The sequence below is a fragment of the Microbispora sp. NBRC 16548 genome (assembly GCF_030268985.1).
GTDB lineage: Bacteria > Actinomycetota > Actinomycetes > Streptosporangiales > Streptosporangiaceae > Microbispora > Microbispora catharanthi.
This window is the reverse complement of sequence record NZ_BSSF01000002.1, coordinates 694475-711695: the sequence shown is the minus strand read 5'-3', so window position 1 is coordinate 711695 and position 17221 is coordinate 694475. Positions and strand designations below refer to the sequence as shown.

Genomic DNA, 17221 nt, shown 5'->3' with positions numbered 1-17221 from the left:
CGCGGAGCCGTAGGGCCATTCGCGTGGACCGGCGTGTCAGGAACGAGTCGAGCTCGCACACCACTGGGCGGACATCACCGGCCGGCCTCAACGCCCGTCGCTATGGCGCGATGCCGCAGTCGCTGCGCCGTGACCATGCCGGGACCAGCGCCTTCTTCTACCTGAACGTGTCCTTTCCTGAGACGCTCCGGCGGTTGGACTTCACGCCGGACCAGATGCGGGAGTGGTATCAGGAGCGCGACCTGCTGCTACCGGACGGGTGCGAGACGGTCATCGGCGAGGACAGCCCGCTGGACGCGTCCGTGCGGCGGGTGCTTCGTCAGGTGTGACGCGCGCGGACGGTGCCCGCCCAGGTGAGAAGGTCCAGGTTCTTCTCCAGAGCGGCCTCGCGGATGGCGAGGATATCGAGCACGTCGTCCTGCGGCAGCGTCTCCACCATGATGGACAGGCCATCGCAGTCACTGACGTGCGGAAGGATCTGCCGGGTCAGCTCGATCCCGCGCTCGGCCTGGGCCTGATCGATCTGCCCGTGGTCGGTGAGCTGCGCGAGCTCGCGAACGTTGCGAATGGCGCCGTCGTGATCGGCGACCAGCTTTCTGACGTACTCCTCACCGAAAATGGGCACCAGCCGCGGATACATCGACTCTTCCTCGTAGCGGAAGTGCGGGCCGGTGGCCTCGGCGATGGCGGAAACGATGTGGCGAGCCGTCGTCACATCGTGTGCGGTGAAAGCGTCGACCAGGGCGAACAGAAGGTTCCGGACCTCGCGGTGCTCATCACGGAACGTCTCACGGAAAACATCGGAGATGGCCAAGGAAACCCCACCCAGCTGATAGGTGCCATAGGGCGGCACCGCTTATTCGGACCGCAGACAGTACAGTCGCGGTCCCTTCCGTCTCTCCAGTGACGAAGGTCCCGTCCTGGCGGGGCGATCGTCGGTCCTCACCCGCCAGGAACGTACTGAGGACTTTGGTCCCTTCGATCGTGGGCTTTACGCCGTCCTCCAGACCGGGGGCGTTCCATAGCGTGCTCATGACCCGTAGTCGAGGCTCGACCATCGGCGGGTGGTCTGCTCGGAGTGGTCGCACTGCCGGGCATTCGCGGGATGCGCCGTGTCCGTCGTCGCGGCCTCGACTGTGAAGGTGGGGAAACCGATATGGGGCCCGTCACGGTGGTGATCGGGGAGAAGGGCGGCACGCAGCCCCCGGCGCCGCGGGCGTCATGGCACCTGCGCGCCAACGCGATCGTCGTCGCCTGGATCGCACTGGCGATCGCGGCGGCGCTGTCGCCGGGCGTGTTGCCCGCGCCGCGGTGGCTGGTGATCCACGTCTTCCTGCTCGGCGCGGTCACCACCGCGATCGTGATCTGGAGCGAGCATTTCGCCGCGGCGCTGCTGCGCGCCGGAGCGCCCGGCCGGCGGTGGAGCATCACCCGGCTGGCCGCGCTGAACGCCGCGACCGTCGCCGTGCTGTACGGCGTGGCCGCCGGGCCGTGGCCTGTAGCGGCGGCCGGGGCCGCGGCGGTGGTCGGCGTGGTCGTCTGGCATGCCACAGCGCTGGCCGGGATGCTCAAACGGGCACTGCCCGGCCCGTTCCGCCATGTCATCGGCTGGTATCTGGCCGCCGCGGGTGCGCTGACGGTGGGCGGCGCCCTGGGCGGGCTGCTCGCCGCGCACGTGGGGAACGGCCCGATGCACGAGCGGCTGCACGCCGCGCACGCCGAGACGAACCTGTTCGGCTGGGTGGCCCTGACGGTGCTCGGCACGCTGTTCACGCTCTGGCCGACGGTCCTGCGGACGCGGCTTTCCCCGCTGACCCGGCGCTGCTCCCGCCTCGCGCTGCGGCTGGCCGTGGCGGGCCTCGGTCTGACACTGCCCGGCCTGCTGCTGGGGCTGCGCTGGGTCTCGGTGGCCGGGCTGACGGTGTATCTGGCCGCAGCGGCCGTCGCGCTGACACCCGTGGTGGAGACGCTGCGACGGCGCCGCCCGCACACGGGAGCGGCCTGGACGCTGGGCGCCGCAGTGGCCTGGTTCGGGATCGCGCTCGTCACCGACCTCGTGTTGGTCGCCACCCATTCCGCCGACGACCTGCCGGCGGCTCTTGAGCCGCTGCTGCCGCTGGTGCTGGCCGGATTCGCCGCCCAGGTGCTGCTCGGTTCGCTCATGCACCTGCTGCCCGCGGTGCTCGGGGGCGGGCCGGTCCGCTTCAAGCAGAACGCGGCTCTGCTGGAGCGGGGCTGGCCCTACCGCCTGGCGGCGGCGAATCTCGGAGTGCCGCTTGTCGCGCTGCCGGTTCCCGAACGCGTCGGCCTGCTCGGCTGGGTGCTCGTCCTCACTCCCGCGGTCGCCTTCGTCGCGCTGGCCCTGACCGCGCTCGTGCGGGCGCGTCACCCTCGGGGCCGGGTGTCGCCCGTTCCCCTCGGCGTGGTCGTCGGCTGCCTGCTCACGGCCGCCGCCGTCGCTGTCGCCGTGTCCGGAGGTGCCGGGCCGGCCCGGCTGGAGGTCGTCCCCGGCGTACGGAGAACGGTCGAGGTGACGCTCGCCGCGATGCGCATACGGCCCGCCGTCATCAGCGCACCCTCCGGCGCCGTGCTGACGCTCCGTGTGACCAATGCCGACGCCCAGCGACACGACCTGAGGCTGTCCACCGGAGACCACACCCCGATGCTCGGCCCTGGCGAGACCGCCGTGGTGAAGCTCGCCCCGCTGGCCGGGACGGTGGACGGCTCGTGCACCGTCGCGGGGCACCAGGCGGCCGGCATGACCATGCGCATCGTGCCCGCTCCGGCGGCCGCGAGCGCCGAACCCGCGGAGACGGGGCACGCGGCCATGGGCCGTTCCGGCACGCAGACGTCCGGCACGCAGACAGGCGACCGCGGCACGACCCTCGATCCCGGCGCGCCGATGTCGCCGGGGTGGAAACCGTACGACGCCGCCCTGAAGCCTGCGGCGGGAGGCAAGGAGCACCGGGTCGAGATCCGGGTGAAGGAGACCGATCTCGAGGTCGCACCGGGAGTGCACCAGCGCATGTGGACCTTCGACGGCTCCGTTCCCGGCCCGACACTGCGCGGCAAGGTGGGAGACGTGTTCGTCGTGACGTTCGTCAACGGCGGGACCATCGGCCACGGCATCGACTTCCACGCCGGAGCCGTCGCCCCCGACGGGCCGATGCGCACCATCGACCCGGGGCAGCGGCTCACCTATCGCTTCCGCGCCGACCGGGCCGGAGCGTGGCTGTACCACTGCTCCACCATGCCCATGAGCCTGCACATCGCGAACGGCATGTACGGCGCCGTCGTCATCGATCCGCCGGACCTGCCGACGGTGGACCGTGAGTTCGTGCTCGTCCAGGGCGAGCTCTACCTCGGGCGGCCCGACCAGGACGACCTGGTCACGCGGATCCTTGAGGGCCGGCCGGACGGATGGATGTTCAACGGCACCGCCGCCGGTTACGACCACGCTCACCTCACGGCCAAGGCCGGCGAACGGGTGCGCGTCTGGGTGATCGCCGGCGGTCCCGCGTCGGGAACCGCCTTCCACGTGGTCGGCGTGCCGTTCGACACCGTCTACAAGGAAGGCGCATATCTGCTCAAGAGGGGTGACCCGGGTGGCGCCCAGGTGCTGGACCTGGCCCCGGCCCAGGGCGGCTTCGCCGAGCTGGTGTTTCCCGAACCCGGGCACTACCCCTTCGTCGACCACACCATGCCGCGCGCCGAGTCCGGCGCCCACGGGATCTTCGCGGTGAGCGCGCCATGACCTGGTGGTCGGTCATCCGATTCCTGCACGTGCTCGGCGCGGCCCTGTGGGTCGGCGGCCAGCTGGCGGTCTCGCTCGTCCTGCTGCCGCCGGCCCGCCGCCTGCTCGACGCCGAGCGGCGGGCCACCGTGCTCGGCGCTGTCGGGCGGCGGTTCGGCCTCTTCACCGTCACCGCGTTCCTTCCCGTCCAGCTCGCCACCGGGATCGCCATCGCCGCGCACAAGGGCGTCACCTGGGCCGCGCTGGCGCAGCCGGGTTACGGGCGGATCCTGGCCGCGAAGCTCCTGCTGTTCTGCGCGGTGATGCTGACGGCCGGGCTGCACGGCTGGGCAAGCGGCACCGGGCGGCCGGCCGCCGCGCGAGCGCTCGCCACCGCCGCGCTCGTCGGCTCGCTCGGCGTCGTACTCCTGGCCACAGCCCTGCCGGCCACATAGCTCAAGGGCCGGTCGGTCAGGCCGGCGGTGCGGTGGTGCTCGACCGGACGACCAAACGCGCCGTGCTCACCTGTCGCGAGCCGGGGGAACGGTCGTCGATCGTGTCTGCCAGCACCCGTGCGGTCTGCACGCCGTACGCCTGGATGTCCCACGAGAGCGCCGTCAGCGCCGGTCGTACCATCACGCACAGCTGCGAGTCGTCACCCGCCACGATCGACAGCTCGTCCGGCACGGCGACGCCCATTTCCTGTGCCACGTTGAGCGCGGCGGTGGCCATCACGTCGTTGTCGAACATGATCGCGGTCGGGCGGTCGCGCCGGGACAGCAGCGTTCGCGTGGCCCGCATGCCTTCCTCCCAGGTGTAGTCGGTCTCGACGACCTGTGGTTCACCGAGGCCGTGACCGAGCACGGCCTGGCGGAAGGCCGCGATGCGCACTTGGGTGTGCTCCAGTGCGGACAACCCCGCGACGCGGGCGACGCGGCGGTGTCCGAGCGCCACGAGGTAGTCGACCGCCGAGACCACGGCTGCCGCGTCGTCGGTCCACACGGCGGGTATATCCGTGTCCGGCCGGGGCCGGCCGACCAGAACGGCCGGGATCTGGAGTTCCTCGAGCACCGGGATCCGCGCGTCCTCCGTCCACAGGTCGGTGATGACCATGCCGTCGACGCGCCGTTCCGCCCAGCAGAGCCGCATCGCGTCGATCGCGGCGCGATGGTCCTCGACGACCTGCAGAAGCAGAGCGGTGCGCCGCCCGGACAGTTCGCGTTCCAGCCCGGCGATGAACCGCATGAAGAACGGCTCGACACCGAGCGTGTCCGCCGGGCGGGCGATGATCAGGCCGACGCTGTGCGCCCGGGACCCGGACAGGGACCTGGCCGCCACGCTCGGCCGCCAGCCGATCTCGTTGGCGATGTCGAGGATGAGTTTGCGGGTTTCCGCGGACACCCCCGGCCGTCCGTTGAGCGCGTACGACACGGCGCCGATCGAGACACCGGCCCTTGCCGCGATCTCGGCGATAGTCGGCCGCTTCACCGCATCCCCCCTTTGCATCCTGACCATTTTGTTGCCGCTGTTGGAAGAGGAACAGCACCGGATCGCTTTTCCCTGCCTCTGCCGGAGAGGTGGGGACGTCCCGCAACAGCAGCGAGGATCCTTAAGCGCTTAAGTCACCACGTCGGCGAGATCCCCTTGGCGGCCGCCGAGGAGCACGGCGACCATCCGGCGCGCGGTCGGCGTCCGGGGACGTACTGAAAGTTTCTCGGTACGCGCACGTCATCAAGGACCTGAGCACCGCCCGCTCCAACCCTCGGCCGCTTCGGCAGTCGCCGGCGGACCAGCACGTCCGGATCGGCTTTTCGCGTGGTGTGACGACGAGGGATCGTTTCCGTCGCTTTCCGTGTCCGGTCCGCCTCGCACCCCCGCAGTGAGACGGCCTTGACTTAAGCCCTTAAGTGACCCACCGTTCTCCCACAGCGCTGCTCTCGACGGCCGTCCGGTTCTCAGTAAGGAGGCTTCGATGCAACTTCGTGTCAAATTCGCGGCAGCCGCAGCAGGAGTGGTGGCTGCAGCAGGCATGTCCGCGATAACCGTCCCCGCCGCGGCCGCCCCCGCAGGGTGCTCGGTGCAGTACAAGGTCGTCAGCGAGTGGCAGGGCGGCTTCCAGGGTGACATCGCGATCACCAGCCTCGGCGGCCCGCTGACCGGCTGGACGTTGGAGTTCGACTTTCCCTCGGCGGCTCAGGGCGTGAGCAACGGCTGGAACGCCGACTGGTCGCAGTCCGGCGCGCATGTCACCGCCAAGAGCCTGAGCTGGAACGGCAACGTCCCCTCCAACGGCTCGGTGTCGATCGGCTTCATCGGCAAGTGGAGCGGGAGCAATCCGGTTCCCGGCGCGTTCACCGTCAACGGCGTCACCTGTACCGGCGCGTCCCCCAGCCCCAGCCCCAGCCCCAGCCCCAGCCCCAGCACAAGCCCCAGCACAAGCCCGTCTCCGAAAACGAGCCCATCCCCGTCCCCGTCCCCGAGCCCCTCCCCGTCTCCCAGCCCCCAGCCCGGCGGGCCGGCCCCGCAGTTGCATGTCTCGGGCAACACGTTGGTGACTTCGGCCGGCAAGCCCTACCGGCTGCTGGGCGTCAACCGCTCCAGCGGTGAGTTCGCCTGCATCCAGGGCAGGGGCATGTGGGACGGCCCGGCGGATCAGGCCTCCGTCGACGCGATGAAGCCGTGGAACATCCACGTGGTACGGGTGCCGTTGAACGAGGAGTGCTGGCTGGGGACCGCCGACGTGCCCTCGGGCGGCACCAGCGGCGCGGCCTATCAGCAGGCGGTCAAGGACTACGTGAAGCTGCTGGTCACCAACGGGATCACGCCGATCGTGGAGATGCACTGGAACTACGGCCAGTACACGGGGGCGGGCGCGGGCTGCTCGGATGTGGTGGCGACCTGCCAGAAGCCCATGCCCGACGCGAAGTACGCCCCGACGTTCTGGACCCAGGTGGCGAACGCCTTCAAGGGCGACAACGCCGTCATCTTCGACCTGTTCAACGAGCCCTACCCGGACGCGGCCAACAACTGGTCGGACGCCACGGCGGCGTGGACCTGCCTGCGTGACGGCGGCACCTGCACCGGAATCGGCTACGAGGTCGCCGGCATGCAGGACCTGGTCGACGCGGTCCGCGCCACCGGGGCGACCAACGTCATCATGACGGCCGGTCTGACCTGGACCAACGACCTGAGCCAGTGGCTGAAGTACAAGCCGCAGGACCCGACCGGCAACCTGATGGCCTCCTGGCACTCCTACAACTTCAACGGGTGCGTGGACACCACCTGCTGGAACAACACGATCGGCGCCGTCGCCGCGCAGGTGCCGGTGGTGGCCGGTGAGATCGGCCAGAACACCTGCGCCCACGACTACATCGACAAGGTCATGAACTGGGCCGACGCGAACGGTGTGGGCTACCTCGCCTGGACCTGGAACGCCTGGGGAATCTGCGACAGCTCGGGCAACGTCCTCATCACCGACGCCAACGGCACTCCGACCAGCACCTTCGGCGAGGGATTCAAGGCCCACCTGGTGACGCAGAACCCCTACGCGTGATCCCCTGTCCCGGCCACAGGTGATTCACCCGGGCCCAGCCACCCTTCGGCTGGGCCCGTCGCCGATCCACGGGATGCGGCGGACGCGGACGTCGACGAGGCGCTCGCCCCCTTCAGGATGCGGTCCACCACATCGGCGGCCGAGTAGTCGTCCGGCAGCCCGTCGAGGAAGCCGGTGTCCTGGCCGAGGGTGAGCAGCGGGGGTTCCGGATAACCGTCCGGTCGGTGCTGCCCGAGACCGATCGCGGCGAGCAGCCCGTTGCACAGGCACCGGCGCTCGGTGGTCTCCTCCGCGCGACCGCCCTTGCGGACGTAGGTCTCCACCGGTTCCGCCGGGCAGCGGTAGCCGACCCCGCCGTCCGGCTTCTGGTAGGGCGTGCGCAGGTAGCCCAGGTCGCACAGCCGGGACCGCTCCGCGTAGACGCCGGCGTCGGACAGCGTGCCGGGGATCTGGGCGACCTTGAAGGGGAACCCGGCAGGGGAGGCATGAGGGTCGTTGTGGACCTCAAGTGTGCCGTCGGCGGCGCGGCGCAGCAGCTGCCGCCTGAGCTCGTCGTCCAGGCCGGACTCCCGGCAGAGCGCGAACGCCGACCCGACCTGGATCCCGGCGGCTCCCCTCTCCAGCGCTCTGGCGAGCCCGTCGGGCGTGCCGTACCCGCCTGCGAGCCAGAACGGCAGGCCGAGCGCCGCGACCTTGCCGGTGTCCACCTCGTCGCGCGGGCCGTAGACGGGTTCGCCCGCCCCGTCCAGCCGCAGCCGGCCGCGCGGCGGCGCGCTGTGGCCGCCCGCCGACGGCGACTCGATCACGAATCCGTCCGGCCTGGTGGCGGCCGAGCGCGCGAGGTAGGCGGCCAGGACGTGCGAGGAGACGATCGCCAGCAGCCGGGGCCGCGCCGGAGGGGCGACCGACCGGCCGAGCAACGCCGCCGGGTCGAGGCCGACCGTGTGCGGCGTCTCACCGCCGGCCACGGTCACCGAGATCTCCGCCGCGCGGTGCGCCGCGAGATCGTCGAGCAGCCGTGGAATCTCCGCCGGGATGCCGGCGCCCATCAGCACGTAGTCGACCCCGGCGAGCATCGCCCCGTAGACCGCGGCCGGCGTGGCCATCTGGATCTTCTCCAGGTAGTTGACCCCGACCAGGCCGTCGTGCCCCTCCTTCGCGAGCAGGACCTCGGCGAAGTTGGCGACCACGGCCAGTTCGTCCGCGGCCTGGCTACGTCGCAGCCCCAAACGCGGCACCGGCCGGTAGGGCCTGCCGCTGCCGGCCCCGCCGGGAACGAAATAGCGGGCCAGGATCCGCTCGGCCGTCTCGGGGACCGGAAAGCGGGCCAGCGCCCGGCGCAGATGCCCTCCGGGATCCCCCTGCTGCAGCCGTCGGGCCAGAGTGACGTCAAGCGCCGTGCCCGACACCACACCGAGCTGGCCGGCGCTCGCCACCGCACGTGCCAGTCGCCATCCGGACACCCCCACGCCCATCCCGCCCTGTATCAGGACGGGATGGGCCACCCCTGCGAGCCCGGTCCGCGCTGCCGGGAAGCCTTCCGTACGGCGATCGGCGTCGGACAACCCGTGTCCGCCCGCGCCGGCCGAAAGCGCCGCCGCCATCCCTGTGATGGACCTCATCCGTGGCTCCTCTCGCATGCCGTTCGGAGGGTCGTCTCGCGTACGGCGGCCGGCGCGGGCGGCGTGGCCGGCACGAGCCCGCGGCGCGCGCGGTAGACGACGTACGGGCGCCACAGGTAGGCCAGCGGCGCCGACCAGACGTGAACAAGCCGGGTGAAGGGCCACAACGCCAGGAACAGGAAGCCGCCGATGGCGTGCAGCTGATAGACGAGCGGCGCGCCGATCATCAGGTCGCTGCGCGGGGAGAACCAGAACACGCTGCGGAACCAGACGGCGATCGTCTCCCGGTAGTCGTACCCATGGCCGAGCAGGTTGACGGCGACCGTGGCGGTCATGCCGAGCGCGATCATGGCCGCCAGGGCGGCGTAGAGCACCTTGTCCATCGGGGTGGTCGTGCGCCGGACCCGCCCGTCGGCGAAGCGGCGGGCGATGAGCAGGACCAGTCCGGCGACGAGCATGGCGCCGGTCAGCGTGCCGCCCCAGACCGCGGTCAGGTGGTAGAGGTGCTCGGGGATCCGAAGCGCCGCGGTCACCGAGGCCGGCACCAGCAGCCCCATGGCGTGCCCGCCGATGACCCCGAACGCGCCGAGGTGGAACAGCGGCGACCCCAGACGGAGGATCCGGCTCTCCAGCAGCTGGCTGGTGTGCGTGGTCCAGCCGAACTGGTCGTGGCGCCACCGCCACACGTGACCGCCGACGAACACCGCCAGGCACAGGTACGGCAGGACGATCCAGACGACGGTGTTCATCGGGCCTCCGTCGATGGGCAGGTGGGGTAGGGGGCGAGGCCGACGCCGTCGAGCCCGCCCGAGGCCAGGAGGTCCGGGCCGAGGGAGTCCAGACCGACGGACTCGACGGGCGGGCCGTCGATGGCCAGTTCCGCGACGGCCTCCCGGTCGGCGTCGGTCAGCTCGGGCAGGACGGCGGTGACGGCGTCGAGGAGCAGGTGGTACGGCGTGCCGAGGTCGGCGAGGGCGGCGCGCAGCAGTTCGATGCCGCGCCGGTGCTGGCGCAGCGGCGCCTCCCCTTCGCCGGGGCCGACCGTGGCGGCGAACTCGAGCACGACCGGCAGCAGGTCGGGCAGTTCACCGGCGGCCAGCCGCAGGCCGTGGGCACGATAGCGCTGCTTGAGGATGAGCAGCGCCATCCCCCGCTTGCGGGTGTCGCCGTGCAGGTAGTACGTCAGGTAGAGGCCAGACCGGCGGCGCAGGTCGAAGGTCTGCACGTAGTGCCGCTGCACGTCGATCGGCTCGGTGCCGGTCAGCCAGGCGAGGAACTCCTCGGCCTGCCCGCGCAGCCGCGGGTGCTCGATCCGGCCGGCGGCGCCGCGCAGCTCGTCGCGGGCGCCGAGCAGCTCCGCGTCCGGGTAGGTGAGCAGCACCGACGCGAGCCGGAACAGCCGGGTCCGGTCGGCCGCGGTCACCGGGGCGGCGTCGGTCGGCGGCGCGGTCACGACCGGCCCCGCGACGGGTCGACGGACAGGCCGATCCGCCCGTCGGGCCGCCGCGACACGAGCCCCCGCCGGCCGGCGTGCACGTCGTCGTCGCCGCCGACGAGGTGGAAGCGCTCCACGGCGGCCGGGCCCGATCCGCCCATTCCCTGCCCACCCATGCCGGGGCCGCCCTCGCAGTCGAGCGAGCAGCCGCCCGTCGTGGCGGCCTGCGCTTCGAGGGCGGCGGCGTCCTTGCTGTAGGCGGCCGGGATGACGTACCGCTCGTCGTACTTGGCGATCGCGAGCAGCCGGTACATCGACTCGACCTGCTCGGCGGTCATCCCGATGCCGTCCAGGAGGTCCTGCGCGACCGTGCCGTCCAGGGTGCGGGCCCGCATGTACGAACGCATCGCGGCCAGCTTCATCAGGACCCCGGCGGCGGCGTCCGCGTCGCCGGCGGTGAACAGTTCGGCCAGGTACTCCACCGGGATGCGCAGGTCGCGGATGGTGTGGAAGACGTCGTCGGCGTCGGTGTCGTCGCGGCCCGCGGCGCCCGCCGCGTCGAGCACAGGCGACAGCGGCGGGACGTACCAGACCATCGGCAGCGTCCGATACTCCGGGTGCAGCGGCAGCGCGATCCGATACTCGCCGATCAGCCGCCACACCGGGGACAGCTTCGCCGCCTCGATCCACTCCCCGGGCATGCCGGCGTCGCGGGCGGCCTGCTGCACCGCCGGGTCGTGCGGATCGAGGAAGACGCCGCGCTGGGCGTCGAGCAGGTCGCGCTCGTCCGGCACGGACGCGGCGGCGAGGACGGCGTCCTCGTCGTAGAAGACGATGCCGAGGTAGCGCAGCCGCCCCACACACGTCTCCGAGCAGATCGTGGGCTGGCCGGCCTCGATGCGCGGGAAACACAGGGTGCACTTCTCGGCCTTGCCGGTGGCGTGGTTGACGTACACCTTCTTGTACGGGCACGCCGACACGCACATCCGCCAGCCCCGGCATCTGTTCTGGTCGACCAGGACGATGCCGTCCTCCTCCCGCTTGTACATCGCGCCGGACGGGCACGCCGACACGCAGGCCGGGTTGAGGCAGTGCTCGCAGATCCGCGGAAGGTGGAACATGAAGGTCTTCTCGAACTCGAACCTGACCTTCGCCGCGGCCTCGGCGGGCATCCGGGTGATGTTCGGGTCGCGGTCGGCCCGCTCGTGCGCGCCGCCGAGGCCGTCCTCCCAGTTCGCTCCCCATTCCACGGCCGTCGGCTCACCCGTCAGCGCGGAGTACGGCCGCTTTACGGGCGTGTCGGAGAGGCCGCCGGGCGCGTTCACGAGGATGTCCTTGTCGAACGTGACCGGCTCGTAGTAGTCGTCGATCGACGGCAGGTCCGGGTTGGCGAAGATGCGTGCCAGCCGCTTCACCCGGCCGCCGGAGCGCAGGGTCAGCCGACCCTTGCCGTCGAGCCGCCACCCGCCGTGCCAGCGATCCTGATCCTCGTAGTGCTTGGGGTAGCCGATGCCGGGTTTGGTCTCGACGTTGTTGAACCACACGTACTCGGTGCCCTCGCGGTTGGTCCAGGTCTGCTTGCAGGTGACGGAGCAGGTGTGACAACCGATGCACTTGTCGAGGTTCATCACCATCGCGACCTGCGCGCGGATCCTCATCAGTACTCCACTTCCTGGGAACGGCGGCGGATCACCGTGATCTCGTCGCGCTGGCTGCCGATCGGCCCGTAGTAGTTGAAGGCGTAGGTGAGCTGGGCGTGCCCGCCCGCGAGGTGGGTGGGCTTGACCAGCAGCCGGGTCATCGAGTTGTGGTAGCCGCCGCGGCGGCCGTTCTTCTCGGCCTTGGGCACGTTCACCGTCCGCTCCGGCGAGTGGTACTGGAACACCGTGCCCTCGGGCATCCGGTGGCTGACGACGGCGCGGGCGACGACGACGCCGTTGCGGTTGTGCGCCTCGATCCACTCGTTGTCCCTGACACCGATCTTCGCGGCGTCCTCGACGCTCATCCAGATCACCGGCCCGCCCCGGGACAACGCGAGCATCAGTTCGTTGTCGTGGTACATCGAGTGGATCGACCACTTGGCGTGCGGGGTCAGGAAGCGGACCGTCACGCCGCCGTCGACGAGCTCGCCGGGCTTGCCGAAGTGGCGGGCCATGTTCAGCGGCGGGCGGAAGGCGGGCAGTTGCTCACCGAGCTCGGCGACCCAGTCGTGCTCGACGAAGAAGTGCTGCCGCCCGGTGAGGGTGTGCCAGGGCTTCGACCGTTCGACGTTGAGGGTGAAAGGCGAGTAGCGGCGGCCGCCCTTCTCCGATCCGGACCACTCGGGGCTGGTGAACACCGGCTGCGGCGCGGCCTGGGTGTCCGGGTAGGAGATGTGGTCGGTCTCGTGGCCCTCGATCAGGTCGGCGAACCGCTGCCCGGTGCGCAGTTCCAGGGCGGCGAAGCCGGCGGCGGCCACCCGCCCGTTGGTGGTGCCGGACAGCGCCAGGATCGCCTCGCACATCCGGTCGGCGGTCGCGAGCGACGGGCGTCCGGCGAACGGGCCGTCGGTGACGACGCCGTTCTGGTGGGCGAGGTACTCGATCTCCGGGGCGACGTCGACGGTGATCGCCTTGGTGGTGGTGCCGAGGGTGTCGAGCAGCGGGCCCACCGCGCGCATCTTGGCGCCGATCAGCGTGTAGTCGCGTTCGATCTCGACGAGCTTCGGCATCGTCACGCCGGGTACGGGCGGGCACTCCCCCGCTTTCCAGTCCCGCACCCGGCCGCCGGGCATGGCGAGCTCGTCGGGTGTGTCGTGCTGCAGCGGCACCGCGAGGACGTCGCGGCGTACGCCGAGGTGGGTGGCCGCGAGCTCGCTGAACCGGTCGGCGAGGGCGAGGAAGGTGTCGTAGTCGGTGTGCGCGTCCGCCGGCGGCTCGACGGCCGGGCTGAACGCGTGCACGAACGGGTGCATGTCCGTGGTCGAGATGTCGTGCTTCTCATACCAGGTGGCGGCCGGCAGGACCATGTCGGCGTGCAGCCCGGTGTTGGTCATCCGGAAGTCGATCGCGGTGAGCAGGTCCAGCTTCCCGGTCGGCGCCTCGTCGCGCCAGACCACGTCTCGGGGCCGCAGGCCGGGGTCGCACTCCTGCGCGCCGGCGAGGGAGTCCACTCCGAGCAGGTGCCGCATGAAGTACTCGTTGCCCTTGCCCGAGGAGCCCAGCAGGTTGGCCCGCCACAGGGTGAGGCAGCGGGGGAAGTTCGCCGGGTCGTCGGGATCCTCGGCGGCCGCCTTGAGCCGTCCGGCTTCGAGCTCGTCCACTATGTACTGCTGCACGGTGTGACCCGCCTCGGCCGCCTCGTCGGTGAGGTCGAGGGGGTTGCGGTCGAACGCCGGGTGGCCGGGGCTCCAGCCCATCCGCTGGGCGGCGGCGATCGTGTCCGCGAACGTCATACCGGTGAACCGGCCGGTGCCCAGCGGCGAGGACAGCTCGTCGGCGGGCACCCGCTCGTAGCGCCACTGGTCGGTGTGCAGGTACCAGTACGGTGTGGCGGCCTGGTGGCGCATCGGGCGCTGCCAGTCGAAGGCGAAGGACATGTGCTGCTGGCCGGTCAGCGGCCTGGCCTTCTCCTGACCGACGTAGTGCGCCCAGCCACCGCCGTTGACGCCCTGGCAGCCGGTCAGGGTGACGAGCGCGATGAAGGCGCGGTACGTCATGTCGGAGTGGAACCACTGGTTGGCGCCGGCGCCGAGGACGATCAGGGAGCGGCCCCGGCTGCGTTCGGCGTTGCGCGCGAACTCGCGGGCGATCCGTGCGGCGAGCGCGGCGGGAACCCCGGTGATCTGCTCCTGCCAGGCGGGGGTGTTGGGCTCGCCGGCGTCGTCGTACCCGGTCGGCCAGCTGCCCGGCAGGCCGCCGCGGCGCACGCCGTACTGCGCCATGAGCAGGTCGAACACGGTCGTGACGAGGTGTCCGCCCATCCGCGTGACCGGCACGCCCCGGCGCATCGTGGCGCCGCCTTCGGTGTCGCCGACGTCGAACCGGGCCAGCTCGACCTCGACGGCGTCGCCGGTGAGCCCGAGCAGGCCGAGTGCGGGCACGACCTCGCCGAGGTCGAGGTTCCACCGGCCGGCGTCCCGCTCGCCGTAGCGGAACCCGAGCGAGCCGTTCGGCACGACCGGCTCGCCCGTACGCTCGTCGACGAGCACCGTCTTGTGCGCCGCGTCCGGACCGTGCCCGTCGTCCTGGTCGTCGTCCTCGCCGTCGCCGAGGTCCTGGGCGGTGAGGAAGCGGTCGGGCGTCCAGGCGCCGTTGTCACGCCGCCGGAGCGTGACGAGGAACGGCAGGTCGGTGTAACGGCGGACGTAGTCGGTGAAGTAGGGCACCTCACGGTCGCGGAAGAACTCGGTGAGGATGACGTTACCCATGGCCATCGCCAGGGCGCCGTCGGTGCCGGGGTGCGGCGCGAGCCAGTCGTCGGCGAACTTGACGTTGTCGGCGTAGTCGGGGCTCACCGCGACGACCTTGGTGCCCCGGTAGCGGGCCTCCGCAAGGAAGTGCGCGTCCGGGGTCCGGGTCACCGGAATGTTGGAGCCCCACATCATCAGGTAGGTGGAGTTCCACCAGTCGCCCGCCTCGGGCACGTCGGTCTGGTCACCCCAGATCTGCGGGGATGCGACCGGCAGGTCGGCGTACCAGTCGTAGAAGCTCAGCAGGGTGCCGCCCAGCAGCGCGTGATATCGGGTGCCTGCGGCGAACGACGCCATCGACATCGCCGGGATCGGGGAGAACCCCACGACGCGGTCCGGCCCGTACGTCTTCGTCGTGTAGACGTGGGCGGCGGCCGTCATGGTGATCGCCTCGTCCCATGAGGCGCGCACGAAGCCGCCGCGGCCCCGCTGGCTCTTGTACGCGCGTGCCTTCATCGGGTTCTCGACGATGTCGGCCCAGGCGAGCACCGGGTCGCCGAGGCGCCTCAGCGACGCGCGGAACATCTCGGCCAGCACCCCGCGCACGTACGGGTGCCGCACACGGGACGGCGAGTACTCGTACCAGGAGAACGACGCGCCGCGCGGGCAGCCGCGCGGCTCGTAGTCCGGCGCGTCCGGACCCGTCGTCGGGTAGTCCGTGGCCTGGTGCTCCCACGTGATGAGGTCGTCTTTGACGAACACGTTCCAGGAGCACGAGCCGGTGCAGTTGACGCCGTGCGTCGATCGGACCACCCGGTCGTAACGCCACCGGTCGCGGTAGAACGTCTCCCAGGTGTTCGGGTCGATCTGGTGCAGGGTCCGGCCACCGTCGCCGACCGTTTCCTTCGTCAGGAAACGACGCGCGGCCAGCAGCGGCGCCGCACCGGGCACCGAGTCCGTGGCGGGAGAACCGGCGGCGTCCTGGGGCGGGCGTGGCGACACGGCGGTGCACTCCTTCGATGGAAGCAGATCGATGCGACGCGCGGCGCGCCGCGTATGCCAGGTTCCTCTGATGCGGGTTGGCACGGCAGGTGCCGGCCGTCCCGGTCGGACGGGACTTAAGTCCCCCGATGACCTGTGGGCTCGGCGGCAGCCGTTTCGGGAACGAGGAGACGCGACCCGACGGCACGGCGGGCCGTCCGGGCGACGGCGGTGGTGTCCAGCAGCAGGGCGGCCAGCGCGACCAGGGCCAGCAGCGCCAACCCCAGGGCGTAGGTGCCGTACCGGCCGTAGATGAAGCCCATCAGCAGTGGCGGCACGAAGCCGCCGAGGCCGCCCGCGGCGCCCACGATCCCGGTGACCGAGCCGACCTTGTTCGCCGGGGCGAGCAGCGCCACCAGGGCGAACGTCGCGCCGCTGCCGGCGCCGAGCGCGGCGGCCATGGACAGGAACGCGACCGTGCCGAGGGGCGCAAGCGCGGGCGTGAACGCCTGGACCGCGGCGCCGGCCACGACGACGAGCAGCGAACCGGCGAGCACCCTGGTCGGTGCGATCCGGTCGGACAGCCACCCGCCGACCGGGCGCATCAGCACCGCCAGCAGCACGAACCCGGCCATCCGATCGGAGGCGTCGGCCTGGGCCAATCCGTACGCGGTCTTCAGGTAGGCCGGCAGATAGACCGAGAACGCCACATATCCGCCAAACGCCACCGCGTACAGCGCCGAGGCCTGCCAGGTCACCCGCAGCCGCAGCGTGGCCGCAAGCCGGTGCGCCAGCGACTCAGCCGGCACCACCCGGCCCGGCGCGTCCCGCAGCAGCAGGACCGCCACCACCGCGTACGCGACGAGCACGGCGGCGGTGACCGCGAACGGGGTCGCGGTGCCGCCCGCGTCGGCCAGCTTGACCGTGGTCAACGCGCTGATCGCGGTGCCGCCCATGCCCGCGCCGAACACGCCCACGGCCAGGCCGCGCCGCGTGGGCGGGAACCAGGCGTTGACGAACGGCACGCCGATCGCGAAGGCCGTGCCGCCGACGCCGAGGAAGAAGCCTCCGGCCAGCAGCCCTGCCAGCGATGTCTGCCCCGCCAGCCCCAGGTAGAGCACCGGTACGACGGTGGCCAGCGACACCAGCGGGAACATGACGCGGCCGCCGTACCGGTCCGTCAGCGCACCGACCGGGATACGGCCGAGCGACCCGACCACCACCGGCACCGCCACCACCAGCGCCTGCTGGAAGGGGCTCAGGTGCAGGGCCTCCTTGAACTTCGGCGCCAGCGGGCTGAGCAGCGCCCAGGCCCAGAAGTTGATCGCGAAGCCGACCGTGGCCAAGGTCAGCATCAGCGCCGGACGCCCGCCGGCCGCTCGGGCGTCCGGCTGTACGGCCGGCGCGTCCCCCGCACTCATGGTTGCCTCCACTGTGTATCCGCTCCGGGCGCGGCGATCGAAAGCGTCACCGCTGAGCTCACACAGCGTCTCCGGCCGGTAGATCA

At 71.3% G+C, this 17221-nt stretch carries 12 protein-coding genes; 4 read left to right on the top strand and 8 right to left on the bottom strand.

What is annotated here, in order from left to right; genetic code table 11:
- Positions 1 to 23: 23 nt before the first annotated feature.
- Positions 24 to 329: a P-loop NTPase family protein gene (locus tag QSK36_RS07660; protein ID WP_285781819.1), complete on the top strand. Its 306-nt coding sequence runs from the start codon at positions 24 to 26 to the stop codon at positions 327 to 329.
- On the opposite strand, the gene QSK36_RS07655 is transcribed toward QSK36_RS07660, so the two are convergent.
- Positions 320 to 814, bottom strand: coding sequence for a hemerythrin domain-containing protein (locus tag QSK36_RS07655; RefSeq protein WP_161628110.1), 495 nt, complete (start codon positions 812 to 814; stop codon positions 320 to 322). The two genes, QSK36_RS07660 and QSK36_RS07655, sit on opposite strands and share 10 nt — an antisense overlap.
- A gap of 342 nt (positions 815 to 1156) precedes the next feature.
- Between QSK36_RS07655 and QSK36_RS07650 the strand changes: the two genes are divergently transcribed.
- Together QSK36_RS07650 and QSK36_RS07645 are read left to right on the top strand one after the other, a co-directional pair.
- Positions 1157 to 3754 carry a multicopper oxidase domain-containing protein gene (locus QSK36_RS07650; protein WP_285781818.1) on the top strand — a complete coding sequence of 866 codons (2598 nt, stop codon included), beginning with the start codon at positions 1157 to 1159 and terminating at the stop codon, positions 3752 to 3754.
- Entirely contained in the window at positions 3751 to 4188 is a 438-nt protein-coding gene (locus QSK36_RS07645) for a hypothetical protein (protein ID WP_285781817.1), read from the top strand. The genes QSK36_RS07650 and QSK36_RS07645 overlap by 4 nt, the downstream gene beginning before the upstream one ends.
- 16 nt (positions 4189 to 4204) lie before the next feature.
- Here the strand turns inward: QSK36_RS07645 and QSK36_RS07640 are convergent, their stop codons facing one another.
- On the bottom strand, positions 4205 to 5221 hold the full coding sequence (locus QSK36_RS07640; RefSeq protein WP_285781816.1) for a LacI family DNA-binding transcriptional regulator: 1017 nt from the start codon (positions 5219 to 5221) through the stop codon (positions 4205 to 4207).
- A 541-nt stretch (positions 5222 to 5762) separates the two neighbouring features.
- Here QSK36_RS07640 and QSK36_RS07635 point away from each other — a divergent pair.
- The gene (locus tag QSK36_RS07635) at positions 5763 to 7286 is read left to right on the top strand and encodes a cellulase family glycosylhydrolase (RefSeq protein WP_285781815.1); all 1524 of its coding nucleotides are present in this window, start codon (positions 5763 to 5765) and stop codon (positions 7284 to 7286) included.
- On the opposite strand, the gene QSK36_RS07630 is transcribed toward QSK36_RS07635, so the two are convergent.
- The 6 genes from QSK36_RS07630 to QSK36_RS07605 all read right to left on the bottom strand — a co-directional run bounded on the left by QSK36_RS07630 (position 7277) and on the right by QSK36_RS07605 (position 17135).
- Positions 7277 to 8908 (bottom strand): nitronate monooxygenase, encoded by a 1632-nt coding sequence (locus QSK36_RS07630; protein ID WP_285781814.1) that lies wholly within the window; start codon positions 8906 to 8908, stop codon positions 7277 to 7279. The genes QSK36_RS07635 and QSK36_RS07630 overlap by 10 nt on opposite strands.
- Positions 8905 to 9657 carry a respiratory nitrate reductase subunit gamma gene (gene narI, locus QSK36_RS07625; protein ID WP_352239852.1) on the bottom strand — a complete coding sequence of 251 codons (753 nt, stop codon included), beginning with the start codon at positions 9655 to 9657 and terminating at the stop codon, positions 8905 to 8907. The genes QSK36_RS07630 and narI overlap by 4 nt, the downstream gene beginning before the upstream one ends.
- Positions 9654 to 10361, bottom strand: a complete 708-nt coding sequence (gene narJ / locus QSK36_RS07620; RefSeq protein WP_285781813.1) for a nitrate reductase molybdenum cofactor assembly chaperone — start codon at positions 10359 to 10361, stop codon at positions 9654 to 9656. Before narJ ends, narI begins: the two co-directional genes overlap by 4 nt.
- Entirely contained in the window at positions 10358 to 12001 is a 1644-nt protein-coding gene (gene narH, locus QSK36_RS07615; RefSeq protein ID WP_285781812.1) for a nitrate reductase subunit beta, read from the bottom strand. Before narH ends, narJ begins: the two co-directional genes overlap by 4 nt.
- Complete coding sequence (locus tag QSK36_RS07610; RefSeq protein ID WP_285781811.1) at positions 12001 to 15735, bottom strand: nitrate reductase subunit alpha; 3735 nt, start codon at positions 15733 to 15735, stop codon at positions 12001 to 12003. The genes narH and QSK36_RS07610 overlap by 1 nt, the downstream gene beginning before the upstream one ends.
- Positions 15736 to 15851: 116 nt before the next feature.
- Positions 15852 to 17135 (bottom strand): MFS transporter, encoded by a 1284-nt coding sequence (locus tag QSK36_RS07605; protein WP_221263433.1) that lies wholly within the window; start codon positions 17133 to 17135, stop codon positions 15852 to 15854.
- Positions 17136 to 17221: the final 86 nt, after the last annotated feature.

Excerpts from the sequence above, each read along its gene's own strand:
- QSK36_RS07650 (WP_285781818.1), top strand. The coding sequence starts at position 1,157 with ATGGGGCCCGTCACGGTGGTGATCGGGGAGAAGGGCGGCACGCAGCCC.
- QSK36_RS07645 (WP_285781817.1), top strand. The coding sequence starts at position 3,751 with ATGACCTGGTGGTCGGTCATCCGATTCCTGCACGTGCTCGGCGCGGCC.
- QSK36_RS07635 (WP_285781815.1), top strand. The coding sequence starts at position 5,763 with ATGTCCGCGATAACCGTCCCCGCCGCGGCCGCCCCCGCAGGGTGCTCG.
- QSK36_RS07630 (WP_285781814.1), bottom strand. The coding sequence starts at position 8,908 with ATGAGGTCCATCACAGGGATGGCGGCGGCGCTTTCGGCCGGCGCGGGC.
- narI (WP_352239852.1), bottom strand. The coding sequence starts at position 9,657 with ATGAACACCGTCGTCTGGATCGTCCTGCCGTACCTGTGCCTGGCGGTG.
- narH (WP_285781812.1), bottom strand. The coding sequence starts at position 12,001 with ATGAGGATCCGCGCGCAGGTCGCGATGGTGATGAACCTCGACAAGTGC.
- QSK36_RS07605 (WP_221263433.1), bottom strand. The coding sequence starts at position 17,135 with ATGAGTGCGGGGGACGCGCCGGCCGTACAGCCGGACGCCCGAGCGGCC.